Origin of the sequence: Mongoliitalea lutea (assembly GCF_014652135.1) — a bacterium.
GTDB lineage: Bacteria > Bacteroidota > Bacteroidia > Cytophagales > Cyclobacteriaceae > Mongoliitalea > Mongoliitalea lutea.
The window spans coordinates 56,761-81,455 of sequence record NZ_BMYF01000013.1 but is presented as its reverse complement, the minus strand read 5'-3'; the positions used below and the strand labels follow the sequence as shown (position 1 = coordinate 81,455).

Genomic DNA, 24,695 nt, shown 5'->3' with positions numbered 1-24,695 from the left:
ATCAAAGTGGAATTACTCTTGTGTATCAGCATCCACAGCTCTCTTAGCTTCTTCCTCTTCAGAAAGTTTAGCATCTTCTTTGTCCTTCTTACGCTCAGAAAGACCTTCTTCGATAGCTGTTCCGATAGCTTTTACCAACAAAGAGATTGATTTGTATGCATCGTCATTAGCAGGGATAGGGAACTCCACCTCATTTGGGTTAGAGTTAGTATCTACCAACGCAAAAACAGGGATACCAAGCTTTTGTGCTTCAGAGATAGCAATGTGCTCTCTCTTAATGTCTACTACAAACAACGCAGCAGGAAGTCTTGTCAAATCAGCGATACCGCCTAGTACAGATTCCAATTTCTCACGTTGTCTTGTGATCATCAAACGCTCTTTCTTCGCCAAATTCTTGTAAGAATCTTCTTTCATCATTTTGTCGATGGTAGACATTTTCTTCAAGGATTTACGAATAGTAGCGAAGTTAGTCAACATACCACCCAACCATCTTTCGGTTACGTAAGGCATGTTCAATCTTCTTGCTTCTTCTGCAATAAGGTCTTTCGCTTGCTTCTTAGTAGCTACGAACATCACTTTTTTGCCAGAACGAACGATTTGCTTGATTGCATTGGATGCTTCTTCGAGGCAAACAAGCGTTTTGTTTAGGTCGATGATATGGATACCGTTCTTCTCCATGAAGATATACGGAGCCATTCTTGGATCCCACTTTCTCGTCAAGTGTCCAAAGTGAACACCAGCATCCAGTAAGTCTTTATATTCTATTTGTGCCATTAATAAAGTATATTTTTCTGTATAAGGTTGTGAGAAAACTCCCAATTAACGCTTGGAGAACTGGAATCTTCTTCTCGCTTTTCTTCTTCCTGGCTTCTTACGCTCAACCATTCTAGGGTCACGGGTAAGGAAACCTTCTTTTTTCAACGGAGGTCTGTGCTCAGCGTCAAATTCGCAAAGTGCTCTGGCAATTGCCATACGAGCAGCTTCCGCTTGACCTTTGATACCACCACCGTCTACATTGATAGTCACATCGTAAGTACCTTCTACACCTACAAGGGCAAGAGGCTGCTTTACTACGATCTGATGCAAATCAAACGGGAAATACGTTTCGATCGGCTTGTTGTTTACAACGATCTCACCTTTGCCCGGCTTCATGTAGATTCTAGCGACGGATGTCTTTCTTCTACCGATTGTGTTGATAATTTCCATGAACTGCTAAGGTTAAAATTTGACTTCTTTAGGTTGCTGTGCAGCATGAGGATGCTCAGAACCATTGTAAACAAATAGGTTTCTGTACATCTGTCTGCCAAGTCTGTTCTTTGGCAACATACCTCTTACTGCTTTTTCCACCAAAATAGAAGCAGACTTTTGCTTCAATAACTTTGGTGTAGAAATGCGCTGTCCACCTGGGTAACCAGTATGACGAACGTAAACTTTCTCGTCCATCTTTCTACCAGTCAACCTAACCTTGTCTGCATTGATGACAATAACATTGTCTCCGCAGTCCACGTGCGGGGTAAAGTTTGGCTTATGCTTACCCCTTAGGATTTTGGCAACCTCACTTGCAAATCTACCTAGAACTGCAGACTGGGCATCCACTACCACCCATTGTTTGTCTACAGTAGCAGCATTTGCCGATTTGGTCTTGTAGCTTAATGTATCCACTGTGTAAATGTTTAATTATTAGCTTGTTAAATATATTCCACCCCCAAAAAGGGACACAAAGATAGAAGTAATTTCTTTTACATGCAAAAGAAACAACATTATTACCCACATTTTCTTCATGTTAGCCGTTTTTCTCCAGCTGCTTGACCAATACGTCAAAGTCTTTAGGATAAGGAGCTTCTATAGCAATAGTCTCTTCCTTCAAGCCTTTAAACCCGATGGCGGACGCATGGAGGGAAACCCGCTGCATGATGGGGAGTTCATCCGTGCCTTTTTTAAGGTTAAACCGCCGTTTTAAGGCAGATAAGTACAATGGCTTTCCTCCATAGGTATCATCCCCACAAATCGGAGCTTTCAGATGGGCCAAATGAACCCGAATCTGATGCAATCTTCCGGTGATAGGCTTACATTCGATCAAGGAATGAGCAAAGTAAGTCTTGAGGGTATTGAAAACCGTCTGTGCAGGCTTGCCTTCTTTCGTTATCTTGGCGATGCCTTTATTGGTTGCGTGAATATTACGATCCACCAATTCATTGCTGAACTCATGAATTCCATCCACTACTGCATGGTAAATTTTACTGACTTTTCGGTCCTCAAACTGGATAGCGATGTTCCGATAAGCATCCTGGTGTTTGGCGATCACTAGGCATCCCGAAGTCTCCTTATCCAGTCGGTGACACACCTGGGCATCTGGGGTGTAACCTCTGGCAAGTTCCAGAATATTCTGGGCTTCATGCCGATCTTCCAATGTCGATAAATAGGGAGGCTTATTGATGACAAGGTAATCCTCGTTTTCAAACAGAATCAAGTCCTTAAAATCAATTTTTTTCATGCAGTCCTTTCCCAATAAGGCCGCAAAAGTAGGAAATAAAGTTGAGTTGAAGAAATATGGCAGGTAAAAAATTAGTGATTGGTTGATTAGTAGCGGGAAGTCCACAGTCGACCGTCGACAGTCAACGGTTTCGTTTGATGTAGATTGCCTATTCATGTTTTTACTACCAGAATCCCTACTTGGTACTTGGTTCTTAGTACTTGGTACTTCGTACAGTAATTGGTGTCTGAGCGAAGTCGAAGCCAGCATAGGGAAGTCAACGGTCGACAGTCCACTGTCAACGGTTTCGTAAGTCGTAGATTACCTATTCGTGTTTTTACTACCAGAATCCCTACTTGGTACTTGGTTCTTAGTACTTGGTACATCTACAATAATTGGTGGCTGAGCGAAGTCGAAGCCAGCATAGGGAAGTCAACGGTCCACAGTCCAAGGTCAATGGTTTCGTAAGTCGTAGATTACCTATTCGTGTTTCTATTACCCGCTCCCTACTTAGTACTTGTTTCTTTGTCTAATCTCTAGCTTCTCGCTCCTCGCTTCTCGCTTCTAATCTCTCGCTTCTAAACCCGCTTCTCCTACTCATTCCACAAACCCCACATACAACTCTTCAAGCGTCTGTTCCAAATCCTCCGTAAATCCTCCGTGAGGCCTGGAGGTTTGGATCATGGAACTCCTGTTAGCCGTCAACCATCGGAAGCGGGCCGGCGCATCGTGCTGGGCAATGGGACTGCCCGTATTTGTTCCTTTACATATGCCAACAAAAGACTCCAAGTACCCTTTTAACACTTCTAAATCTGCCTCAGCATCCAAGGCAAGAACTTTAGTTAAGTCCGGATTTACCTTACAAACCAGGAAATCCTTTCGCTTACAGCAGACCAAGACCCCCACATTGACAAACTCCTCACGCTCTACCCTAGGTACGATGCGGAGGACAGCATATTCATATAAGTGCTTTCCTTGCATCTTCAGCTCCTTTGATAAAGTTTTCAGAATTATTCAGACGGGTCTTCAAAAAACTAGCATAGACAGCTTTACCCTCTTCGGCTGTTTCCACATCCCTTGATGCCAGAATCCATTCATCTGGAATTAGAGATACCAATTGATCTAGCTTCTCTTCTGTAATCAAGACCTTCATTTCATGATCGACTTCTGAAAGCTGCGAAGCCTTGGGAAGCAGCACATGGTCTTTGATCATAGGAAATGAACTCAAAGCCTGTTTCTCCCAATTATCCCACGCATGATGAAAAAGAAAAGAAGCTCCATGATCGATCAGCCACAATTCTCTATTCCACCAAAGCATATTGGTATTACGGAAGCTGCGGTCCACATTGGTAATAAATGCGTCTAACCATACAATTTTAGAAGCCAATACTGAATCTATTGCAGTAGCCCCAGGGTCATAAGTCAGCGCCTTGGACAAAAAATGAAGTGCCAAATTCAAGCCCTGACTGCCTTTCAGCAAATCCTGTATTTCCTCATCTCCCTCAGACCTCCCAAAAGCTTCATCCAGATTGGCAAACACCAACTCAGGCACCTTTAAACCCAAGACTCTGGCTATCTCACCTCCCAGCAATTCAGCAATTAGTGCCTTCTCCCGTTGACCGGCACCTTTGAATTTGAGCACATAGCTAAACCCATCATCTGCATCTGCCAAGGCAGGTAGCGACCCCCCCTCCCTCAAAGGCATTACATAGCGCATCACTTGCACGGTCCTCAAGAATGGCTGTTCTATGGAATTCGACATATAGTTGTCTGTTTTTCTTGACAAAGATAATAGGGATTGGTGAAAAGTTGCTTGACTGACTAGTGGTGGAAGTCCACGGACGACAGTCCACTGTCAACGGTTTCGTAAGTCGTAGACTACCTATTCGTGTTTTCACTACGAGTATCCCTACTTGGTACTTAGTACTTGGTACTTGGTACATCTACAATAATTGGTGGCTGAGCGAAGTCGAAGCCAGCATAGGGAAGTGAACGGACGACAGTCCACGGTCGACAGTTTCGTAAGTCGTAGAATACCTATTCGTGTTTTTACTACCAGAATCCCTACTTGGCTCTTGGTACTTGGTACTTTGTACATCTACAGTAATTAGTGGCTGACCGAAGTCGAAGCCAGCATAGGGAAGTCAACGGACGACAGTCCACGGTCAACGGTTTCGTAAGTCGTAGATTACATATTCGTGTTTTTACTACCAGAATCCCTACTTGGTTCTTGGTACTTTATACTTGGTACATATGTAGTGATTGGTGGCTGAGCGAAGTCGAAGCCAGCATAGGGAAGTGAACGGACGACAGTCCACGGTCAACGGTTTCGTAAGTCGTAGATTACCTATTCGTGTTTTTACTACCAGAATCCCTACTTGGTTCTTGGTACTTTATACTTGGTACATATGTAGTGATTGGTGGCTGAGCGAAGTCGAAGCCAGCATAGGGAAGTCAGCGGACGACAGTCCACGGTCAACGGTTTCGTAAGTCGTAGATTACCTATTCGTGTTTTTACTACCAGAATCTGTTTCTTGGCTCTTGCTTCTTGCCTCTTGAGTCTAAACTCTCGAATCTCCCCTCTAAACTTACCCCAACTCCTCCATTGTCACCACCGGGATATCTTTTCGCTGCACATCTTTCAACGGTTCCACCATAGATTTTGGATATACAAATCCCGCTTCAGTCAATGGATATAGCAATGGCGCAAGGTTATTCACCGCAGCTTTGATGCCTTGCATGATGGCACCCATATTGCCTGTCTGCTTGGATAGCTTGGCTTCATTCTCGATTTCAAAAGGCCCTGTAAAACCCTTTTGCTGCAACAACTCCACAAAAGCTCTCCAATCCAAATGATCTCCCAAACCAAAACCCGGTAAAGTAGCCTCATAATGATGCCGATCCCAAGGGTTGGTGGAAATAGGAACTCCCGCTTGAGCTGCCAAATCAGGATTAACACGCTGCATCGCGTACATATTTCCCCAAAACGGATCGGAGATATTTCTTGTTGACTTCACGTGAATCCGCTTTAATCGGTCCATATCCGTATGCTGAATCACAGCCAAAGGATCGGTATGCTGCCAAATATCATGAGAGGGATCATAAATCTCCCCATGATTTTTGTAAGGGATCAGCTCGTACATCAACTTTCTTGCAGCCAATACACCTGGCAAATTATTGAAAGTACCCCAATAGCCCGAAGACCTCCAGCCCTCCATGGGACAGTTTTCATACAAAATACTTACGCCCAAATCATCGGCATATCGGATAATGGGTTCAAATACCTTTTGGTATTCCAATAGGTTTTTTTCAAAGCCATTCTCTTGATCGCCCAATTCGTGGTTACATCCCACAAAAGTCCCTACTTTTACATCATTGTCATCTCCCCCTAATAAATGGGCCATACGAATCAAGCGAAGCAAATGATTCTGATTTAATCTGCGCTGAACAGGATCCCCACCTATCAGGTTATCAAAAGCGCCGATCGATAGCCGAAGGTTGGCAGCATTAAATTTTTCAAGAATCCCTTTTGCAGTTTCCGCATCAAAGTTTTCATAATCCAAATGTGTGGCGACAAAGTCATTTCGCGTACCATCTTTTCTAAAAACACAAAGATCCAATCCTTGAACACCCGCCTCTTGGGCTTTAAGAATCGTTTGGTCTAAGCTGAGCTGATCAAAAGTCGAGCTCATGATCCAGATTTGGTTATGCATGGGTAGCTGATTTGTGAAAAGCTAAGTTACTTTCCTCTAGTCAAAATCAAAAGCCTTCAAGGTCAAAAGCTTTCCGTCTATCAATTCATTCGAACAAAATGGGCCAAAAATCAGTACTTTTACAGATGAAAGTATTAAAAAAAGAATACAAATATATTCAACTAGCATCAGAATCTCATTGATTCTGGATGTTGGTAATCGCAGTAAAACTGGACAACAAATCACAAACTCATGAAAAAAAGAAGATACTTGACTTTACTGGTAGCAGGACTGATCGGCTTCAGTGCTGTATCCTGTGCAGACAAAGAACCCACCATCACAGCTGAACCTGATCCATTTGCCGTCAGTTCAGAAAAACTTGATTTTAAAGTAGACACCTTATACACCGATTTCATCAGTCCTTGGGGCATGACTTGGCTTCCAGATGGACGCATGTTGGTAGTGGAACGAGCTGGAGAAATGTTGATTTTTGAAAATGATAAATTTACAGGGGATAAAGTCAGCGGACTTCCTCAAGTAAGAGAAATCAATCAGGCAGGCCTATTGGATGTGGCTTTGCACCCGGATTATGCTTTCAATGGCTGGATTTATTTAGCCTATTCCCGAACTCAAGGCGATGGAGAAGTATTGGTGATTGGTCGGGGTAAACTTTCTGGAACCGATTTCACCGATTATGAAGACATCTATGTATGCGGCCCAGAATGGAGAGGTGGAAGACACTTTGGGTCCAGAATTGTTTTTGACAATGATGGCTACCTGTTCTTTGCTAATGGAGATAAAGGCTCTAGACCAATGAATGCACAAGAATTGGATAATGATCATGGTAAGGTGCTCAGACTACATGACGATGGGAGAATCCCCGCAGACAATCCGTTTGTCAATGAACCAAATGCAAAAGGTGCTATCTGGAGTATTGGTAACCGAAACATTCAAGGAATGGCTTATGACAAAGAGACCAATAGATTATGGGCTGTAGAACATGGGCCCAAAGGTGGCGATGAGCTAAATTTGATCGAAAAGGGCAAGAACTATGGCTGGCCCGTAATTTCATACGGAATCAATTATGATGGCACCATTTTAACAGAATTGACTGAAAAAGAAGGCATGGAACAACCTAAAACCTACTGGGTTCCTTCCATCGCTACTTGCGGAATGGCTTTGGTGACCTCCGACAGATACCCTACTTGGAAAGGAAACTTGCTAGTGGCTGGATTGGCAGGAATGCAGATTGCACGACTAGAATTGGATGGTACAGAGGTAACGCATGAAGAAACCCTACTGAGCGGAATCGGACGTGTACGTCAAGTATCTCAAAGCCCTGATGGCTACATTTATGCCTTGGTCGAAGCTACTGGCTTATTGGTGAAATTGATTCCTCAAGGCTAATTTTTGATCATAACAAAACTTAACAAATGAAAAGGAGGTCAATCAAATTCGACCTCCTTTTTATATTCTAATGAGAAACTCATATTGATTTCACTTCTTCCCCGACTTTCCCTGCTCCTTCAATAATTGCTGCATCTCTTCCTGTATAAGTTTTAGCTGTTGCTGCCACTCCTTCATTTTCTGCTCGTTTTCTTTTTGCAAATCCTGAAGCTGCTTTTGGAGGTCTTCTAAAGTTAGCTTATTAGAATCTTGCCAATCTTTGAACCTTTGCTGACTTTCCTTCTGTCTAGCCTGTAGCTGTTTGTTTAGTTCTTCAAAAGTTGGCTTACTGTATTCCTGCCATTCCTTGAACTTTTGCTCATTTTCCTTGTTCCTAGCCTGTAGTAGTTCTTGAAGTTCCTCAAAAGAGGAATTTCTAAGATCTTTGAAGTAAAAATTTAAACCATTTTGGTTCGTTTTCAAACTATCTGAAAAGAGATTTTTTATCCCCAGAGAGTCCATGGAAAACTGAGTTGCATAACGAATTCTTCGAATATTTTCCCCATTGAAAAGACTATCCATTTTTAAATTCTCGAAAATAGAAGTCTGTCTCTTACTAAGTGAATCTAATTTGAAAAAAGGAAACACTACCACACTGTCCGCTTTTACTATTTTTGCATGTAGATTTTTAGAATGCAAAACCAAGGTGTCAGACATCCCATGAATAATCAAGCGTTGAACTTTACGAGAGCTTTTGGTAGTATCTCTAGGTGTTCCTAGAGTTTCTAGACCATTTAAACTTGGAATTGAAATAGGCTTTATTGGCTTGATAGAAATCGGTTTAAGCTGCAAATCAGGTATGGGTTGAAGAGAAACCTGAGGTAATGAGGCAAAACCATTCAGGTTGGATAAACCAGATAAATCTACAGAGGGCATAAGGCTTACAGGCTCAAAAGAAATAATCGGCATATTACTGAAGTCAGGCCATTCAAAGGATAACATTTTGATAGGCATATCTGATAGATAATCCATTTCAAAGTCGACTGTAGGCATTGCGCCTGGCTTCTTAAGGTGTACAGTGAGCGTATCTGGAATTGGAGGAATAGTGTCCCTCAGCTCAAAATGCTCCGCAAATAGTTGTTTTACGCTAACTTCCTCATTCAATTTTGAAGGTAGACTGTTGACCGGTTGATTCATCCCCAGGAGGAAAACGGAAATAATGATGGTTGTAATCATGGCAAGTGTGGTTAAAGTAGTTGGTTGAGAAGGAGAACTCTGAACTCCTAATAATTTTTTGATGCGTTCTAAAGTTGGATGTTTAGGTTTGCTCGCGGCCAAAGCAAATTCAGGGACTGCATGATGTTGCTGAAACACAGCCACAGTGGCGAGCCCATTAGCCAAGTCTTTGGGAGCTACCCCTTGGGAAATTGCCCACTCATCAGCCGCCAACTCCCGCTGCCTTCGGATTTCGCTCGTAATCCACCAGCAAATTGGATGGAAAAAGAAGATATTCTCTGTCATTACCTGCAAAAAATTCCATAGGTAATCTCTTCGCTTGACATGTGCCAGCTCATGCATGAGTATAGCTTCTACTTGAACAGGATTCATTTGTAAAAGCAGAGCTGCCGGAAAAAGAATTACAGGTTTCCATACCCCAAATGTTAAGGGTACACTAACAAACTTGCTGCTATAAATACCAACCAAAGAACTGAGTTTTGCAGTTTTCAAAACACGATCAAAAAGTTCTTGCCACTGCCCATCCAATAGCTCCACAGGTCTGTGACGAAGATTTTTTAAGCTACTCCAACCCATTGCCGTTCTGAGCAAGAAAAGAAAAACACCCACCACCCATCCTTTCACCATAAATGGAATGTAAGGACTTACATACTTCTCTAAGTAAGTGGTGGTATCATTACTGGAAGGCTTATCCGCTTCAACGATTATATACTCCTTTACAGCCTCGGAACCAAGCTCAGAAGTAAAATTTTCGATAGGTTGATCCATTACCACATCAATATGCCAAGCAAAAGTGATGAAAGCCATGACAGGAATAATCCCTAAACAGATCATTCCAGCAACATATTTCTTCGCGGCTGATAGATTTTTTCCCAAAAAGAAAAGTCCCCAAAAAAGTAAACCCATCAATGTAATTTGCCAAATGGAATGAATCAACATCCATCCAAAGGCTTCTTGGATTTGAGGGGGTATCAATTGATTGAGGCTTTCCATTAGTTCGATTTTTCCATGTGATCCAAAAATGCCCGAATCTCATCAATTTCTTCCTTGGTCGGTTTCCCTTGACCAAGCGCCTGTAATACCAAATCCTTCGAAGAACCTGCGAAAGCAGCAGAAACAAAGCTTTTGATCAAGCTCTTCTGTGTAGCCTCTTGTGCAACGGCAGGATAATATACATGTGTACGATTGGCTTCATCCCTCCCCAACATGCCTTTGCTATGCATGATTTGCATAATCTTTAGGGTAGTGGTGTAGCCTGTCTCCTTGGTTTCAGCTAACTTTTCATGGATTTCCCGAACAGTCGCATTCTCCATTTGCCATAGCAATGACAAAATTTCTAATTCAGCCTCAGTGGGTTTACCATCCATAGTTCTACGATTTTATTCGTACAAATATATACGATAAAAATCGTAGTCAAAATTTTTTTCAAACTTTTTACTTAAATCGTTAGCTTGCATCATGTGTTTAATAACCTTTAATTGGGATAATCATCCAGCATACAAACTTATCCTAGTGGCCAATCGAGATGAGTTTTTTGATAGGCCATCACAAGAAATCCACCAATGGGAAGCAGGATTCTATGGAGGTAAAGATCTGCGGGCAGGAGGTACTTGGCTCGCTATCCATCCTAATGGCAGATTTGCATTTTTGACCAACTACCGAGATATGCGAAACATCAAATCTGATAGAAAAAGCCGAGGGGAATTGGTGAAAAATTATCTGAGTACTTCAGTTCCTCCATTCGAGTACCTCAAGTCTGTAGAGCAGCAAGCGAGTGAATTTGAAGGTTTCAACTTAGTGGTCGGAGATCATTTAGGGATATTTTATTTATCTAATTACCAAGAAGGTATCCAAGAGATTAGCTCTGGACTTTATGGACTGAGTAATGCCTTATTGGATACCCCTTGGCCAAAGCTTACCTTAGCCAAAGAAGGTTTAGAAAATCTAATTGCAGCGGAAATCTTCGATCCTATTTCCATGATGCCTATACTCCACTCCCAAGAAATTGCACCGGACGAAGAGTTGCCCGAGACTGGCTTAAGCTTGGCAAGAGAGCGTCTAATGAGCTGCCAGTTTATTCACGCTGAAGGGATCTACGGAACAGTTAACACTACTGTTTTGTTATGGAAGCATACAGGGGAGGTAACCATGGTGGAGCGGAAATTTGATCAGTTAAAAAATACCCACGCAGATACCAGCCTTCAATTTGAGATTATAAAAAATTAAGGTTGTGAAAAAAATTTTGGATGTATTGATTGTAGGGGGAGGTCCAATTGGACTGGCTTGTGGCATTGCTTGTGAAAAAGCAAATATCAACTATGTGATTGTGGAAAAAGGAGTACTCACCAATTCCTTATTCAATTATCCCCTCAACATGACTTTTTTCTCTACTTCCGACAAACTTGAAATGGGTGGTATTCCCTTTATGTCCATCTCCCATAAACCAACGCGAACGGAAGCTTTAGAGTATTATAGGAGAGTTTTTCAGCAATGGAAGCTTAAAGTAAACTTATACGAAGAAGTCAAAACTTTGCAGAAAAACGTAGATGGAATTTTTGAAATCAACACCAGCAAACAAACATACCTTGCCCATAACATCATCCTGGCTACGGGATTTTACGACCTGCCTAATTTGATGAACGTTCCGGGCGAAGAACTTCCAAAAGTCAGCCATTACTACAAAGAACCATGGCCCTACATCGGTCAGAAAGTATTGGTAGTCGGTGGTGCGAATTCTGCAGTAGATGTGGCCTTGGAAATTTGGAGAAAAGGTGGACATGTTACCATGGCACTCAAAGGAGATGGAATTGATGCTAATGTTAAATATTGGGTAAAACCTGATATAGAAAATCGTATCAAAGAAGGTTCTATCAAGGCCTACACCAACTGTCTGGTTAAAGAAATTCGGGAAAAAGAAGTAGTTCTTGACACACCTACAGGAGAAGTTACCATCCCAAATGACTTTGTATTTGCGATGACAGGTTACGTCCCAAATTTTGCTTTATTGGATCAACTAGGCGTAGAACTGAGCTTGGATGAGAAACGCCAACCCTGCTACGATCCTAGCAATCAAGAATCCAATATTCCGGGTGTCTATCTAGCCGGTGTAGTCTGCGGCGGCCTCAACACAAGAGAATTTTTTATTGAAAATTCCATTATCCACGCCGAGCAAATAGTAAATCATATTCTTGGAAAGTCTCTCGCTGATTCATCGGATTGAACAGATTGAGCGCAGATTCATTTTTTGGGTCAATGCTATAAAGATATACTTTGGTGCTAATTTTTTAGAGCTCAGGGCTGACGCCCCTATACTGCTCCCAAAATCTATATGCTTTAAATCAAACTTTAACCATAGATATTTCAAATAAAATCAAACATGGACTATTTCAATAAAATAGTTATCAATTTGAAATCCATTTAACTTGATGAGACAACCAAAGCCATCTATCTGCGATTAATCTGCTAAATCCCCTTTATCTGTGAGAACCCAGCGACCTAGCGAGCCAACAGATATTCTTTAAACTCCTCGAAGTCATTCCCCATACTTTCAGACTTCACTTCTTTCGTGAGAAAAGCTTGTAGACGCTCGGGTAGTTGGATAGATTCTTGGAGTACTTCTTCTACGGTAGATTGGAACTTACCGGGATGGGCTGTTTCTAGGAATATCCCCTGAAATTCTGCTTCTTTTCCTTCCAAAAAATTCTTTAATCCCAAATAACCTACAGCACCATGAGGGTCCATAAGGTATCCGGTAGTAGTATTGACTTTTCTTAAAGCTTCGGCAGTCTCTTCGTCTGAGAAATAGTAACCCACCATTTTTGACTTGAGCTTTGCTTCATCATTTCCATACAAATCCAGCAAGCGATAAAAGTTACTCGGATTGCCTACATCCATGGAATTACTAATGGTAGCTAGGGAAGGCATAGGCTCAAAAATGCCTGAATCCAAAAACTCTGGCACAACTTTGTTGACATTGGTACTTGCTACAAATATATCGATGGGTAAGCCCATTCGTTCGGCTAAAATTCCTGCTCCTATATTCCCAAAATTTCCACTAGGGACCGACACAGCTAATTTCTTTTCCTTATCCGGCAATTGAGCCCAGGCATGAAAGTAGTAGAGGCATTGTGGAATCCAGCGGGCAATATTGATGGAGTTGGCAGATGTCAACAACATTTTTTGATTCAATTCCTCATCCAAAAATGCTTGCTTGACCATGCGCTGACAGTCGTCAAATACACCGTCTACTTCCAAGCAATGGATATTTTCTCCCAAAGTTGTAAACTGTTTTTCTTGTAACTTGGAGACTTTTCCTTTGGGGTATAAAATGATCACTTCTACCCCTGGAACTTTGTAAAAACCATTAGCTACAGCAGAGCCTGTATCCCCGGAAGTTGCTACCAATACTCTCACTAGTCGCTCTTCCTTCGCCATCAACATGGACATGAGTTTGGAACAAAAGCGAGCGCCAAAATCCTTAAATGCCAAGGTAGGTCCATGAAATAATTCCAATGAATAAACTCCCTCCTCCACTTGTACCAAAGGAGCTGGGAATGACAGCGTATGCGCTACCAACACTTGAATTTGTGTTTCGGTCAGGTCTTCTTTGAATAGTGCCCGAATGATCTCTACTCCCATTTCCTGGAAACTCATAAACGGAAGCTCTTGAAAAAACTCCGCAGGCATCACTGGGACTCTTTCAGGCATATAGAGCCCTTGATCAGGAGCCAACCCTTTGATGACCGCTTCTTTTAGAGAAACAAAATTTTCTGGATTATTTGTGCTGTAGAACTTCATATATACAAAAATTCAAAGATTTTAAACTGATTCAATTACATAAGCTCCAATAGGATTGACCTCCGCCACCGAAACATCCACTCCTAAACCTATTTTCGCATACACTTCTTCACTTACTTTAGCTACCGCTGCTGCAATTTCCCTACTTTCAGACAACACAAATAATGTTGGTCCCGATCCTGAGATTCCTGAACCTAAGGCTCCTGCTTTTTGGATAGCCTCTCGTAATTCATAGAAACCGGGAATTAAGAGCGCACGGTATGGCTCCGCAATCACATCCTTCAAAGATCTTCCCAATAACTTTAAATCGGAAGTGTATAAGGCAGAAATCAAACCCGCAATATTTCCTGACTGTACGACTGCATCCTGCAATGAAATTTGCCTTCTCAAAACAGACCGTGAATCTGCAGTTCGCAATTCGATATGTGGATGGATGAGCGTAGTATATAACCCTTCTGGCACAGGGAGTTTGACGATATCCAAGGGCGCATAATCCCGAATGAGGACAAAGCCACCTAGAATAGAAGGAGCCACATTATCCGCATGTGCAGCTCCGCATGCTACCCGTTCTGCCTCCATAGCAAATGGCACCAATTCAGTTTTCGTGAATGGAGTTCCCATTAACTCATTGACAGCCATCAAAGCTGCCGCTGCACTTGCTGCAGAAGATCCCATACCAGACCCCAAGGGTAGTCCCTTCATCAATGAAATGTCCAATCCTTGATTAGCATTCAAGCGATCTAAAAAAGCCTGAATAGCTACAGTACAGGTGTTTTTTTCAGCCTCCAAAGGAAGTCTTCCTCCATCTCCTGTGATAGAAACCACCCTCAGTCCAGGCTGATCACTCAAAGAAACTTTCACACGGTCTCCCATATCCCCAATGGCAAACCCAAGGATATCAAATCCACAGGAGACATTAGCGACGGTGGCAGGCGCAAAGGCAGTTACTGCTTTCATGATTTATCGAGTAAAGTTTCCTAATCGAATCACATCTGCAAATACCCCTGCTGCTGTCACATCTGCACCAGCACCTGGTCCACGGATAATCATCGGGAAGTCATGGTAGCGCTCGGTGGTGAACAAGATCATATTATCGCTACCCTTCAGGGTATAAAACGGATGCGAGCTATCCAAGGCATTTAGCCCAACTTTTGCTTTTCCATTTTCCAAGATGGCCATAAAGCGTAGTTTTTTACCCGCCTCTTGAGCATCAGCTAATAACTTGGTAAAGGCTGTATCATGCGCTTTCAGTTTCGTGAAAAACTCCTCCACATCTTTGGTTTCCACACAATCATCCGGAACCATGCTTTGAATAACAATATCATCGAAATGCAAATCCTGTTCAGCTTCTCTGCCTAGGATCAAAATCTTTCTACCTACATCCATCCCGCTCAAATCATCTCTTGGATCCGGTTCTGTATAACCTTTTTCTTTGGCTTGTCTGACGACTTCGGAGAATGGCATTCCTTTTTCAAATTCCGAGAAAATAAAATTCATCGACCCACTCAGCACGGCCTCAATTCTCAACACTTTATCACCACTCAACATCAAATCCTGTAGCGTATTGATCACAGGAAGTCCCGCTGCCACGTTAGTTTCATACAAAAACTTTACACCTCTTTTATACGCTAGCTTTTTCAAGGATTTATACTTGGCCAGATCACCAGAGTTGGCCTTCTTATTTGGCGTCACAATGGCAACTTTCGCCTCCAATACCCTGTCGTACAAATCGGCAACATCTTGGCTTGCTGTACAATCCACAAAAACTGAATTAGAGAAGTTCATGGACTCCATCTGTGCAATAAATGCTTCCAAGTTCATAGGCATTGCACCTGCTGCATCTTGAGGCTCAGGACAGTTTTTCAGATCAAAGCCATCTTCGTGGAAAGCCATAAATCGAGAATTGGCGATTCCGTGAATTTGAATGTCCAGATCATTTTCCCGTTGCAGCTTTTCCTGTTGGCTAGCGATCATTTTGATCAATGCCTTTCCGATCAAACCAACACCCACCAAGAATACGTGTAAGACCTTATTATCAGACAAGAAATATGCTTCATGCAAGGCATTGAGTGCTTTTTGTAAATCTGCCTGAGAAACCACCGCCGAAATATTCAACTCCGAGCTTCCCTGTGCGATGGCATATACGTTGATATTGTTTTGGCCTAGGGCTTGAAACATCCTTCCACTGGAACCTGGGTTATGCTTCATATTTTCACCCACTGCTGCCACTACAGCCATGTCAGGGGTAATCAATACCGGGTCCATTTCCCCGTTCTTGATTTCAGAAAGAAACTCCTGTTCGATGGCTTCTTTTGCCCGAGCAACTTCATTGCTACGGACAGCCACGCAAATACTGTGCTCGGAGGATGCCTGACTGATTAAAATCACATTGACACCAGCATCTGCCAAGGCTCCAAAAACACGTCTACTTACCCCAACTACTTCAATTAAGCCTGCACCTTGGATATTCAGCAAAGCAATTCCTGACATAGAAGAGACTCCCTTGATAATCTGACCGGAAGGATCATCTCCATTGATTAAGGTTCCGGCATTCTCTGGTTCAAAAGTATTTTTAATGAAAATCGGAATTCCCTTTTTCATCGCTGGTTGCATGGTCGCAGGGAAAATTACTTTCGCCCCAAAATGTGATAACTCCATAGCCTCATTGTAGGTCAATTGAGGAATGGTGAAAGCCGTATATACCAATCGAGGATCTGAAGTCATTACACCAGAAACATCTGTCCATATTTCCAGAGAGGTAGCATTTAAAGCTGATGCAAAAATCGCAGCTGTGTAATCCGAGCCACTTCTCCCCAAAGTCGTTGTTTCGCCTTTATCAGATGATGCAATGAAGCCTGTAATTACCTTTAATCCAGGTCTGTTATGGAAAAAGTCTGCAATCAGGTCATTGGTCGTTGGGAAATCAACTTTCGCATTGCCAAAACGATTATTGGTGCGGATCACTTCGCGGGCATCCACAAAGACCGTATCAAAACCTTCCACTTTCAAAGCTTCGGTCAAGATAAATGCAGAAAGTCGCTCTCCAAAGCTTGCTACATAATCCAAGGTCCTTGCAGAACACTCTTTGATCAAGTAAATCCCGTGAAACACATCCTCCAGTTCGTTGAAACGAACCTTTACATAGGTCAAAACTGAGGATTGATGCTGAATAGGGATAAGACTTTTTAATATTTCGTAGTGTCTTTCTTCAAGAGCTTTTAATTCTGTGACATACGAACGATCACCTACATTGGCTTTTTGTGCACAAGTCAATAAAATCTCCGTCACACCGCCAAAAGCAGAAAAAACTACTGCAAACTCTCCCTGAGATTTTTGATCTTGTAGGATACTAAACACCTTCCGGATATTAGTGGTATTGGCTACTGAGGAACCTCCAAACTTTAAAATTTTCATAAATGCGCAATTTTTGACTATATATTATGACAGAGAACCTTCAAATAAAGGCCTATACAATGGGACTATATGATAGATAGAACGGGCTCAGCCCGTGGTGGTAGTGAAAAAGAACATGGTGGTACCCATGAATACCGTGCAGCATTCGGAGATAAATCCGAATTCAATCATCTGTGCCATATATTGAGCTGCAATCTTCATTATTGGTAAAATCTCAACAAGGTTACTCACAAAATCCTAAAAAGCAAAAAGGTTTTTGTGTTATTTTCAATAATCAGGATTTTCTTTTAAAAAGATAACAATTAAAACTTTTCCCCAACTCAGATCAAGCCCGGATGTGACATAGGTCATCTTTAAAACATGTAAACATCCCGACATTTGTAGAAAACATTACTACCATGAAAAAAGGCACTATCATCCCCATAACTGTGGCCGTTCTTATCGGACTCATGATATTTATGATGAATGACAGGACATTGCAATCAGAACATATACAGAAACAAGAAATAGCCAAGGAGGATGTGCTCTTATGGGCGAAGGCTAGGAACTTCTTCTATGGTTTACCAACTAAGGTGAATATACTATCTGATGAAGTCGAATTAGCTAAATCCGAATTGGGTCAACTATTATATTTCGATACCAGACTGAGTATCAATAACGAGCAAAGTTGCAATAGTTGTCACAACCTTCAAACCTATGGAGTTGACAACCTGCCGACCTCCCCAGGTGCTCTTCCCGGTACCCGCGGTGACAGAAATTCTCCAACAGTATTAAATGCCGTTTTTCATGCTAAACAATTTTGGGATGGAAGGGCAGCTGACTTGGAAGAACAAGCAAAAGGCCCCATTCTCAACCCTGTAGAAATGGCAATACCTCATGAAGGAGTGCTGATTGATAGGTTATTAGAAGTTGAGGAGTATATCAAACGCTTTGCTCAGGCATTTCCTGAAGCAAGTCAACCCATCACATACAACAATGTGGCTAAAGCCATTGCTTCTTTTGAAAAACGATTGATCACTCCCTCCAAATTCGATGAGTTTATGGCTTTGAATGTGGAGGTATTTGATAGCAAAGAAAAAAGAGGATTAAAGATTTTCTTGGAAGCAGGTTGCCAAAGCTGTCATGATGGCCCTGCACTAGGCGGATTACAAGAACGAAGGTTGGGAGAACAAGTGGACTTCAAACAGGTAACTTCCAAAATCAATCATGATAAAGGAATCTACGAGCTTACCGGTAACCTAGGAGATCAGTATAAATTCAAAGTTCCATCTTTAAGAAACATCGAGCATACTTATCCATACTTTCACGATGGTAGTATTCACCACTTGGATGAAAGTATACGAATTATGGGAAAAACCCAATTAAACAAAGAGTTTACCGATCAGGAAATAGAGGCCTTGGTGGCTTTCTTAAAAACGTTGACCGGTGAAATCCCGGCACACTTAAAAGCAACCCCTGTGATTCCTCAATAAGAGGAAATCTTTGAAAATTAATCACCCCCCCAGCTAAACCTGCCGCAGCATTACTGACTGCGGCATTTTTTTTTAATCACAACCTTCTTTTCTACGGGTGTCGATAATGTAGGTGATTTTCCAACCATCTGAAGTTTTGACAAGTTGAAAAGAATTGACGCCACAATGACTGAAAGCTCCATTCACGTAAAAACGGTAAGGTGTCCAAGCAGAGGCCATTTGCCCATCAATTTTAATTTGATAATCTAAGATTTGCTCATCCAAAATGGTTTCGACAGGTGTTGTCGCAATGCGATTGAAGAAATCCTGAACCGTATTGGTTCCGACTGTTGCACCTGCGGGAGCAGCATTGACGGTCTGCATCTGTGCTGCTGGCAGGAATGCTGGCTCTATTTTAGATAGGTCTTTTGCCTTCATCCCCTCGAAGAGTGTTGCAATGACTTGTTGAATGGCCTGCTCATCCTGAGCAAAAACTGTCGGACTAAAATACATGCCAATTAGAAAGGCCAATAGAATGCTGTATTTTTTCATTGTCTGTTAAGGCTAGCACCTGTTGTAGTTCGAACCTCAATAGAAGAAGGGGTCCCAGAATAAGTAGCCCTTGCTGCCGTGGCAAGTGACCCAGCAATAGAAGAATTGGCGTGAAAACTGATTTTAGCGCCTGTATTCGCCTGTAGCTCTACATCTTCTGCATTGAATTTACTCCCATCAATATCTGCATTGGTAAAGCCTTTGATATTTAGCTGTTCTGCCGATCCCGAAACCAATATTCTTGCATTGGTTGCTCCTTCCAAATTCAATATTTCTGAGGAAATTTTGGCCTCAATGTAAGCACTAGTGGTTGCAAACAAATAGGCCTCGACAGCCTCAATTGTAGAACGTACGGTCACTTGAGCATTGGTCGTAGCCTCAATACCCAAAACTTCAACGTATGTCACTTTTACTTTCACCGTGTGGTTACGGTAGTTTCCTCTTGCCAAGCGAATTTCCAAAGTTTCACCGACTACACTGGTCTCGACTTTTCCAGCCTCAATTCCAACAGTGGTGATTTCAACTTTATTTTCTGTTCCCTTGACCAACTCTGCAACAATACCATTAGATACTTTTACTGCATCAAATGAACGTAGACTGCGGGTATCTTTTTCGGACTGTGCCCAAGTTGTCAAAGAAAAAAGACTTACAAATACTGCGGTTAGCGCTATTGATTTAAACATGATTAGATTAATTTGTTAAACACCTCCATAAAGTTTGAATGTCATATTTCTCAAAGATGGGGTATTGACTGCGTAGTGCATGGCTTCTGCGATTTCGGCAGGACTCACCCACTGAGAGAAATCTGACTCCGGCATCGCTTCACGGTTTGGAGGAGTGTCAATAATACTCGGCACAAAGATATGAGACCTGATTTTTGAGTCTTTGACCTCCTCTGCCACGTAATCGGCTAGCTGGAACAATAAACTTTTACTCAAAGCATATGCCACAACGCCTTTTCCATCGGCAGGTTGCAGGGCCGGACGTGCTCCTACAAATAAGAAAGTTCCAAAATCTGCCTTTTTGAATATGGGTAGGAAGTTTTTGACCATGTTAAAAGCTGTGAAAAAATTCAATTTCATTTGTTGCTCGATATCCTGCACAGTTGTCTCCTCGATACCTCCCATAGCAAAACCGCCCACCAATAGTCCGATAGCGTCCACTTCTCCATATTGTAATTGATATTCTTTGGCAAATTCCGCTACAGATTCTTCATTGGTCACATCAACTTCGTAGACATCGTCAGCTTCCTCAACTTCTTCTTCGGAGTCTGGCAAAATGGTTGCTACTACCTTATATCCTTCTCTTTTAAACTTTGCGACCACCTCTTTCCCCAAACTTCCTGCTGCACCCGTGATGATTATATTTCTTTCCATATGAATTTATAGTATGTTTGCTTAAAGCCCTAATATACTCAATTATCCCCGATTTCGTTGGAAAACGGAAACGAAAGGCTTCCAAAAGACTGATTATGAAAGCAAAAGAAAACTATTTTGATTTGGTCTATCAAGTGGTGAAGCTAATCCCCAAAGGCCGTGTGACCTCTTATGGCGCTATTGCTAACTATTTAGGTTTGAAAAGTGGCGCCCGCATGGTAGGCTATGCCATGAATGCCAGTCATACTGACGCTGAGGTACCCGCTCATAGAGTTGTCAATAGAAAGGGACTGTTGACGGGTAAACATCATTTCCCAACTCCTACGCTCATGCAGGAACTATTAGCAGCGGAAGGAGTGATGGTGGAAAATGATCAAATCATCAATTTTGAGGAGCATTTTTGGGATCCTATTTTATTGGATAAAGAAACTTGAGTTATTTTTTCCGGATCAACCACAATCCGGTAAACATCAAAAGACCATTGAGAATCAATATTTCAAAGCCGAATTTATACCCCCAAAGCCAAGTTTCAGAGTTTTTGCTGATGATAAACGCAATCACTGGGGCTGCCACTCCTAAATAGGGCACAAACTTGTCTTTCACCTGCCATTTGGTAAACAGCCCGAAAGCGTATAAACCCAACAGCGGACCATAGGTATAGCCTGCAATAATAAACACCGCATTGATCACACTTTGGTCATTCAACCAACGGAAAATCAAAATCACCACAAACATCAATAGTGTAAAAGCTAGATGAACCTGCTTGCGTACAGTTACTTGTCGCTCTTTTTCATACCGCTTTTCTATATTCAAAAAATCATAACAAAACGAAGTGGTCAAGGCAGTCAAGGTAGAATCCGCACTAGAATAGGCTGCCGCTGTAATTCCTAGCACAAAAGTAATTCCTGCAATCGCTGAAAAATGTTGGGTAGCCAAGAAAGGATATAAATCATCGGTACGCGTTGGAAGGGCTATTCCATTGGTCTCCGAATAGATGTATAACAATACCCCTAAAGAAAGGAACATCAAGTTTACCACTACCAAAATAATGGTAAACCAAAACATGTTTTTCTGAGCATCTCCCAAGCTTTTACAGGTCAAGTTTTTCTGCATCATATCTTGGTCCAAACCTGTCATCACAATGGTAATAAAGGTTCCCGAGGCAAACTGCTTAAAAAAATTAGTTCCTGCCTGCCAATCCCAATTGAATATCTCCGATCGCGAATCTTGAGTCACTGTGGAAATAAATCCAGAGATACCTGCTAATCCCAAATCTTTCCCAATCAAATAAATGCTGACACCAACAGCTACAAGCATAAAAAGCGTCTGCAAGGTATCTGTCCAAACCACCGTTTTGATTCCTCCACGATGGGTATACAACCAAATCAAGGATACCGTAATCAAAACTGATACCCAAAATGGTATTCCCCAATCATCAAATAATATCAATTGCAACACTCCTGCCACCAAAAACACGCGAATAGAAGAACCTAGTGTTCGGGATAAAATAAAGAAAAAAGCCCCTGTCTTGTATGACCAAAACCCATATCGCTCTTCCAAATAGGCATAAATAGAAACTAAATTGAGACGGTAATATAAGGGCAGCAACACTTTAGCAATTGTCAAATATCCCAAGGTATACCCCAAAACAACCTGGAAGTAGTAGAAGTTACTATTTCCGACTTCCCCAGGCACGGAAATGAATGTCACCCCTGACAAGGATGCCCCGATCATCCCGAAGGCCACCAAAAACCATGGAGACTGACGGTCACCCGTGAAGAAGGTATCCGAAGATACATTCCTCGAAGTAAACCAAGAAATCAAAAAAAGTAAGGAAAAATAGGCCGAAATGACCATTAAAACCATCGAAGAATTCATAGTATCAGGGAGTAAGTTTCGCTAAGTTGTTTATAATAATTAAATTTGCAAAATGATTCACATGGTAGAGACACAAACATACATAGAAGAGGCAGAGCTTCTGATAGAAGAACTGATTGACGTAGAGGAGTATGAGTTGGTCGTATTTAACGATGATGTCAATACATTTGACCATGTCATTAAGACCTTAATCAAGGTTTGCGAACATACTCCCGAGCAAGCTGAACAATGTACGATGATTATCCATTACAAGGGTAAATGTACGGTCAAGTATGGCAGCAGAAGTAAATTGAAACCAATGTGTCAGGCTATACTCGACGCAGGCATCCAAGCAGCCATCGTATAAAACAGGTTTAGCGTGAATTTCCCCTCCAAGCTCATCGAAGAAGCAGTCAATGAAATCAGCAGATTGCCAGGAATTGGTAAAAAAACTGCGTTGAGATTGGCATTGCATTTATTAAAACAAAAAGAAACTGTCACCGAGGAACTCAGTAGTGCTTTATTAGCATTGCGAAAGGATATCCGATACTGTACTACCTGTCATAATGTAGCAGATTCAGGAGATACTTGCAGCATTTGTTTGAGTGTCCGCAGGGATAAGCAAATCATCTGCGTGGTGGAAGATATCCCCGATGTACTTGCCATAGAAAACACCGGACAGTATCAGGGTTTGTATCATGTGTTGGGTGGGGTGATTTCGCCTATACAGGGAATAGGGCCTGATGAACTCAAAATTGAATCCTTAATCCAACGATGTGCTGGTTCAGGGGTTCAGGAGGTAATTTTAGCGTTACCCGCTACCATGGAGGGAGATACTACTTCATTTTTCATCAGCAGAAAACTCAAGGAACTGAATATCAAGGTCAGCAGCATCGCGAGAGGCATTCCAATTGGAGGCGAATTGGAATACACCGATGAAGTCACCTTAGGCAGAAGTATCCTCACTCGAGTAAATTATTCTTCCGAATAATCTTTTCTTTTGTCTAAATCAAATCCCTTTCTATATTTGCAGTCCGTTAGGGGAATTATCCCGATAGCTATCGGGATAGCTAGAGCAAAAGTGCTCTTGGTCCTTAAGAAAACTTAATGGGGGATTAGCTCAGCTGGCTAGAGCGCTACACTGGCAGTGTAGAGGTCATCGGTTCGACTCCGTTATCCTCCACCATTAAGAGGCTATTTCATAAGTCTCTAATTAAATAAATAGAAAGGCTACCTGAATTCTCGGGTAGCCTTTTTCTTGTTTAACTCAAAATTGTTATTTTGAGGTGTGGAAAAACAAGACCTAAATATAGTCTTTAAAGACTATGATCACAACCAGTTGATACTCCTTCCCCATAATTTGGGTGATCTTCTGCCATCAGAGCATTCCGTCCGTGTAGTCAGCACTGTCGTGGACAAGATAAACATCCAGCCGATCCTTTCGCAGTACAGCAATATGGGAGCGAGCAGTTACCATCCCCGTATGCTATTGAAGGTGCTCATATACGGTTATCTGGAAAACTGCTATTCGTCCCGTAAGCTTGAGAAGGCCGTTCGTGAAAACATCGGCTTCATGTGGCTTTCGGGCATGCAGCGCCCTGACCACAATACCATCAACCGTTTCCGGGGGGAAAGCTCCGAGAAGTGATCCGGGAGATTTTTTCACAGGTAGTGCTCATGCTTTACGATGTGGGGCTTTTGGACATAAAAGACGTTTATACAGACGGGACTAAAATAGAGGCCAACGCCAACAGGTACACTTTTGTATGGGGAAAGGCTGTCAAAAAGAGCAGGGAAAGGATTGCAAAGCAACTTCAGGAGCTCTGGGATTACGCTGCCGAAACAGCAAAGGAAGAACTCGGACAGCTGGAAGAGAAGTTTGAAAATCCCAGTCCCCAAAAAGTACTTGAAACCGTAGAAAAGATCAACACGGCACTGCAGGGCAAAGAAGTTGACCCCAAAGTGAAACAGAAGCTTAGATACGCAGAGAAAAACTGGCCTGGAAAGCTTGCCGAATATGAACAGAAGGAGGAGGTCTTACAGGAACGCAACAGCTATTCAAAAACCGATGAAGATGCCACCTTCATGCAGGCTAGGAAAGGGAAACAAGACCATTGAAGTCAACAGGACATTGTAGCGGTATAAATCCGAAGCAAAACAAAAGCTGATCTCTCCCGAGGGAATCCAAAAAATAAAACAGTGGGCCACAGACGTGGAACCTGTATTCGGACACCTTAAGCAAAACAAGGGGATGAAGAGGTATGTACTGAGGGGACTCGAAAAGGTGGAAATTGAAACTGGGCTCCACGTAATCGCACACAACCTTTCAAGAAAGGCAGCAAAAGCGGTATAAATAACACTTTAGATTGGCTCTCAAGCCTAAAACACCCCACTAAAGATGAGCAAGTCTGAGGAAACTAGAATCCTAATGTTTTGACTAATGTTCAAAAAATAGAGGCCG

The 24,695-nt window shown here is 42.1% G+C and carries 24 protein-coding genes, 1 tRNA gene and 1 pseudogene; 10 read left to right on the top strand and 16 right to left on the bottom strand.

Going from position 1 to position 24,695, the window contains the following annotated elements; genetic code table 11:
* Positions 1-12 precede the first annotated feature (12 nt).
* The 7 genes from rpsB to IE080_RS11515 all read right to left on the bottom strand — a co-directional run bounded on the left by rpsB (position 13) and on the right by IE080_RS11515 (position 6,186).
* Positions 13-774 carry a 30S ribosomal protein S2 gene (gene rpsB / locus IE080_RS11545; RefSeq protein WP_189582431.1) on the bottom strand — a complete coding sequence of 254 codons (762 nt, stop codon included), beginning with the start codon at positions 772-774 and terminating at the stop codon, positions 13-15.
* A gap of 45 nt (positions 775-819) precedes the next feature.
* Positions 820-1,206 (bottom strand): 30S ribosomal protein S9, encoded by a 387-nt coding sequence (rpsI, locus tag IE080_RS11540; RefSeq protein ID WP_189582428.1) that lies wholly within the window; start codon positions 1,204-1,206, stop codon positions 820-822.
* Positions 1,207-1,218: 12 nt separating this feature from the next.
* The gene (rplM, locus tag IE080_RS11535) at positions 1,219-1,662 is read right to left on the bottom strand and encodes a 50S ribosomal protein L13 (RefSeq protein WP_189582425.1); all 444 of its coding nucleotides are present in this window, start codon (positions 1,660-1,662) and stop codon (positions 1,219-1,221) included.
* Between the two features lie 121 nt (positions 1,663-1,783).
* Entirely contained in the window at positions 1,784-2,494 is a 711-nt protein-coding gene (locus IE080_RS11530) for an RluA family pseudouridine synthase (RefSeq protein ID WP_189582422.1), read from the bottom strand.
* A 576-nt stretch (positions 2,495-3,070) separates the two neighbouring features.
* Positions 3,071-3,454, bottom strand: coding sequence for a DUF3037 domain-containing protein (locus IE080_RS11525; protein ID WP_189582419.1), 384 nt, complete (start codon positions 3,452-3,454; stop codon positions 3,071-3,073).
* The gene (locus IE080_RS11520) at positions 3,432-4,235 is read right to left on the bottom strand and encodes a HipA family kinase (RefSeq protein WP_189582416.1); all 804 of its coding nucleotides are present in this window, start codon (positions 4,233-4,235) and stop codon (positions 3,432-3,434) included. The genes IE080_RS11525 and IE080_RS11520 overlap by 23 nt, the downstream gene beginning before the upstream one ends.
* Positions 4,236-5,061: 826 nt before the next feature.
* On the bottom strand, positions 5,062-6,186 hold the full coding sequence (locus tag IE080_RS11515; RefSeq protein ID WP_189582414.1) for a sugar phosphate isomerase/epimerase family protein: 1,125 nt from the start codon (positions 6,184-6,186) through the stop codon (positions 5,062-5,064).
* Positions 6,187-6,417: 231 nt separating this feature from the next.
* Here IE080_RS11515 and IE080_RS11510 point away from each other — a divergent pair, with 231 nt between their 5' ends.
* Positions 6,418-7,572, top strand: a complete 1,155-nt coding sequence (locus tag IE080_RS11510) for a PQQ-dependent sugar dehydrogenase (protein ID WP_189582411.1) — start codon at positions 6,418-6,420, stop codon at positions 7,570-7,572.
* 90 nt (positions 7,573-7,662) lie between these two features.
* Here the strand turns inward: IE080_RS11510 and IE080_RS11505 are convergent, their stop codons facing one another.
* Together IE080_RS11505 and IE080_RS11500 are read right to left on the bottom strand one after the other, a co-directional pair.
* Entirely contained in the window at positions 7,663-9,780 is a 2,118-nt protein-coding gene (locus IE080_RS11505; protein ID WP_189582408.1) for a M56 family metallopeptidase, read from the bottom strand.
* On the bottom strand, positions 9,780-10,154 hold the full coding sequence (locus tag IE080_RS11500; protein WP_189582406.1) for a BlaI/MecI/CopY family transcriptional regulator: 375 nt from the start codon (positions 10,152-10,154) through the stop codon (positions 9,780-9,782). The genes IE080_RS11505 and IE080_RS11500 overlap by 1 nt, the downstream gene beginning before the upstream one ends.
* A gap of 91 nt (positions 10,155-10,245) precedes the next feature.
* Here IE080_RS11500 and IE080_RS11495 point away from each other — a divergent pair, with 91 nt between their 5' ends.
* Together IE080_RS11495 and IE080_RS11490 are read left to right on the top strand one after the other, a co-directional pair.
* Positions 10,246-11,013: an NRDE family protein gene (locus IE080_RS11495; protein WP_189582401.1), complete on the top strand. Its 768-nt coding sequence runs from the start codon at positions 10,246-10,248 to the stop codon at positions 11,011-11,013.
* A 4-nt stretch (positions 11,014-11,017) separates the two neighbouring features.
* Positions 11,018-12,007: a YpdA family putative bacillithiol disulfide reductase gene (locus tag IE080_RS11490; RefSeq protein WP_189582398.1), complete on the top strand. Its 990-nt coding sequence runs from the start codon at positions 11,018-11,020 to the stop codon at positions 12,005-12,007.
* 275 nt (positions 12,008-12,282) lie between these two features.
* Here IE080_RS11490 and thrC read toward each other — a convergent pair whose 3' ends face one another.
* The 3 genes from thrC to thrA are packed head-to-tail and all read right to left on the bottom strand — an operon-like array spanning position 12,283 to position 16,998.
* On the bottom strand, positions 12,283-13,584 hold the full coding sequence (thrC, locus tag IE080_RS11485; RefSeq protein WP_189582395.1) for a threonine synthase: 1,302 nt from the start codon (positions 13,582-13,584) through the stop codon (positions 12,283-12,285).
* Between the two features lie 21 nt (positions 13,585-13,605).
* The gene (locus IE080_RS11480) at positions 13,606-14,541 is read right to left on the bottom strand and encodes a homoserine kinase (RefSeq protein ID WP_189582392.1); all 936 of its coding nucleotides are present in this window, start codon (positions 14,539-14,541) and stop codon (positions 13,606-13,608) included.
* 3 nt (positions 14,542-14,544) lie between these two features.
* Complete coding sequence (gene thrA, locus IE080_RS11475; protein ID WP_189582389.1) at positions 14,545-16,998, bottom strand: bifunctional aspartate kinase/homoserine dehydrogenase I; 2,454 nt, start codon at positions 16,996-16,998, stop codon at positions 14,545-14,547.
* A 69-nt stretch (positions 16,999-17,067) separates the two neighbouring features.
* Here thrA and IE080_RS11470 point away from each other — a divergent pair, with 69 nt between their 5' ends.
* On the top strand, positions 17,068-17,208 hold the full coding sequence (locus tag IE080_RS11470) for a hypothetical protein (RefSeq protein WP_189582384.1): 141 nt from the start codon (positions 17,068-17,070) through the stop codon (positions 17,206-17,208).
* A 188-nt stretch (positions 17,209-17,396) separates the two neighbouring features.
* On the top strand, positions 17,397-18,470 hold the full coding sequence (locus IE080_RS11465) for a cytochrome-c peroxidase (RefSeq protein ID WP_229800605.1): 1,074 nt from the start codon (positions 17,397-17,399) through the stop codon (positions 18,468-18,470).
* A gap of 72 nt (positions 18,471-18,542) precedes the next feature.
* On the opposite strand, the gene IE080_RS11460 is transcribed toward IE080_RS11465, so the two are convergent.
* The 3 genes from IE080_RS11460 to IE080_RS11450 are packed head-to-tail and all read right to left on the bottom strand — an operon-like array spanning position 18,543 to position 20,377.
* The gene (locus IE080_RS11460; protein WP_189582381.1) at positions 18,543-19,001 is read right to left on the bottom strand and encodes a nuclear transport factor 2 family protein; all 459 of its coding nucleotides are present in this window, start codon (positions 18,999-19,001) and stop codon (positions 18,543-18,545) included.
* Positions 18,998-19,684, bottom strand: a complete 687-nt coding sequence (locus IE080_RS11455) for a head GIN domain-containing protein (RefSeq protein WP_189582378.1) — start codon at positions 19,682-19,684, stop codon at positions 18,998-19,000. The genes IE080_RS11460 and IE080_RS11455 overlap by 4 nt, the downstream gene beginning before the upstream one ends.
* Positions 19,685-19,699: 15 nt before the next feature.
* Positions 19,700-20,377 (bottom strand): SDR family NAD(P)-dependent oxidoreductase, encoded by a 678-nt coding sequence (locus tag IE080_RS11450; RefSeq protein WP_189582376.1) that lies wholly within the window; start codon positions 20,375-20,377, stop codon positions 19,700-19,702.
* A 95-nt stretch (positions 20,378-20,472) separates the two neighbouring features.
* Between IE080_RS11450 and IE080_RS11445 the strand changes: the two genes are divergently transcribed.
* Complete coding sequence (locus IE080_RS11445) at positions 20,473-20,811, top strand: MGMT family protein (protein ID WP_189582372.1); 339 nt, start codon at positions 20,473-20,475, stop codon at positions 20,809-20,811.
* A gap of 1 nt (position 20,812) precedes the next feature.
* Here IE080_RS11445 and IE080_RS11440 read toward each other — a convergent pair whose 3' ends face one another.
* Entirely contained in the window at positions 20,813-22,255 is a 1,443-nt protein-coding gene (locus IE080_RS11440; protein WP_189582369.1) for a sodium:solute symporter, read from the bottom strand.
* Between the two features lie 61 nt (positions 22,256-22,316).
* Here IE080_RS11440 and IE080_RS11435 point away from each other — a divergent pair, with 61 nt between their 5' ends.
* The 4 genes and pseudogenes from IE080_RS11435 to IE080_RS19775 all read left to right on the top strand — a co-directional run bounded on the left by IE080_RS11435 (position 22,317) and on the right by IE080_RS19775 (position 24,587).
* Positions 22,317-22,601, top strand: a complete 285-nt coding sequence (locus IE080_RS11435; RefSeq protein WP_189582366.1) for an ATP-dependent Clp protease adaptor ClpS — start codon at positions 22,317-22,319, stop codon at positions 22,599-22,601.
* A gap of 12 nt (positions 22,602-22,613) precedes the next feature.
* On the top strand, positions 22,614-23,225 hold the full coding sequence (gene recR, locus IE080_RS11430) for a recombination mediator RecR (RefSeq protein ID WP_189582363.1): 612 nt from the start codon (positions 22,614-22,616) through the stop codon (positions 23,223-23,225).
* A 118-nt stretch (positions 23,226-23,343) separates the two neighbouring features.
* A tRNA-Ala gene (locus IE080_RS11425) sits at positions 23,344-23,420 on the top strand.
* A gap of 102 nt (positions 23,421-23,522) precedes the next feature.
* Positions 23,523-24,587 (top strand): annotated as a pseudogene (locus tag IE080_RS19775) (transposase).
* Positions 24,588-24,695 lie beyond the last annotated feature (108 nt).

Excerpts from the sequence above, each read along its gene's own strand:
- rpsB (WP_189582431.1), bottom strand. The coding sequence starts at position 774 with ATGGCACAAATAGAATATAAAGACTTACTGGATGCTGGTGTTCACTTT.
- rpsI (WP_189582428.1), bottom strand. The coding sequence starts at position 1,206 with ATGGAAATTATCAACACAATCGGTAGAAGAAAGACATCCGTCGCTAGA.
- IE080_RS11530 (WP_189582422.1), bottom strand. The coding sequence starts at position 2,494 with ATGAAAAAAATTGATTTTAAGGACTTGATTCTGTTTGAAAACGAGGAT.
- IE080_RS11525 (WP_189582419.1), bottom strand. The coding sequence starts at position 3,454 with ATGCAAGGAAAGCACTTATATGAATATGCTGTCCTCCGCATCGTACCT.
- IE080_RS11520 (WP_189582416.1), bottom strand. The coding sequence starts at position 4,235 with ATGTCGAATTCCATAGAACAGCCATTCTTGAGGACCGTGCAAGTGATG.
- IE080_RS11515 (WP_189582414.1), bottom strand. The coding sequence starts at position 6,186 with ATGCATAACCAAATCTGGATCATGAGCTCGACTTTTGATCAGCTCAGC.
- IE080_RS11510 (WP_189582411.1), top strand. The coding sequence starts at position 6,418 with ATGAAAAAAAGAAGATACTTGACTTTACTGGTAGCAGGACTGATCGGC.
- IE080_RS11505 (WP_189582408.1), bottom strand. The coding sequence starts at position 9,780 with ATGGAAAGCCTCAATCAATTGATACCCCCTCAAATCCAAGAAGCCTTT.
- IE080_RS11500 (WP_189582406.1), bottom strand. The coding sequence starts at position 10,154 with ATGGATGGTAAACCCACTGAGGCTGAATTAGAAATTTTGTCATTGCTA.
- IE080_RS11495 (WP_189582401.1), top strand. The coding sequence starts at position 10,246 with ATGTGTTTAATAACCTTTAATTGGGATAATCATCCAGCATACAAACTT.
- thrC (WP_189582395.1), bottom strand. The coding sequence starts at position 13,584 with ATGAAGTTCTACAGCACAAATAATCCAGAAAATTTTGTTTCTCTAAAA.
- IE080_RS11480 (WP_189582392.1), bottom strand. The coding sequence starts at position 14,541 with ATGAAAGCAGTAACTGCCTTTGCGCCTGCCACCGTCGCTAATGTCTCC.
- thrA (WP_189582389.1), bottom strand. The coding sequence starts at position 16,998 with ATGAAAATTTTAAAGTTTGGAGGTTCCTCAGTAGCCAATACCACTAAT.
- IE080_RS11470 (WP_189582384.1), top strand. The coding sequence starts at position 17,068 with ATGATAGATAGAACGGGCTCAGCCCGTGGTGGTAGTGAAAAAGAACAT.
- IE080_RS11465 (WP_229800605.1), top strand. The coding sequence starts at position 17,397 with ATGAAAAAAGGCACTATCATCCCCATAACTGTGGCCGTTCTTATCGGA.
- IE080_RS11460 (WP_189582381.1), bottom strand. The coding sequence starts at position 19,001 with ATGAAAAAATACAGCATTCTATTGGCCTTTCTAATTGGCATGTATTTT.
- IE080_RS11455 (WP_189582378.1), bottom strand. The coding sequence starts at position 19,684 with ATGTTTAAATCAATAGCGCTAACCGCAGTATTTGTAAGTCTTTTTTCT.
- IE080_RS11450 (WP_189582376.1), bottom strand. The coding sequence starts at position 20,377 with ATGGAAAGAAATATAATCATCACGGGTGCAGCAGGAAGTTTGGGGAAA.
- IE080_RS11445 (WP_189582372.1), top strand. The coding sequence starts at position 20,473 with ATGAAAGCAAAAGAAAACTATTTTGATTTGGTCTATCAAGTGGTGAAG.
- IE080_RS11440 (WP_189582369.1), bottom strand. The coding sequence starts at position 22,255 with ATGAATTCTTCGATGGTTTTAATGGTCATTTCGGCCTATTTTTCCTTA.
- IE080_RS11435 (WP_189582366.1), top strand. The coding sequence starts at position 22,317 with ATGGTAGAGACACAAACATACATAGAAGAGGCAGAGCTTCTGATAGAA.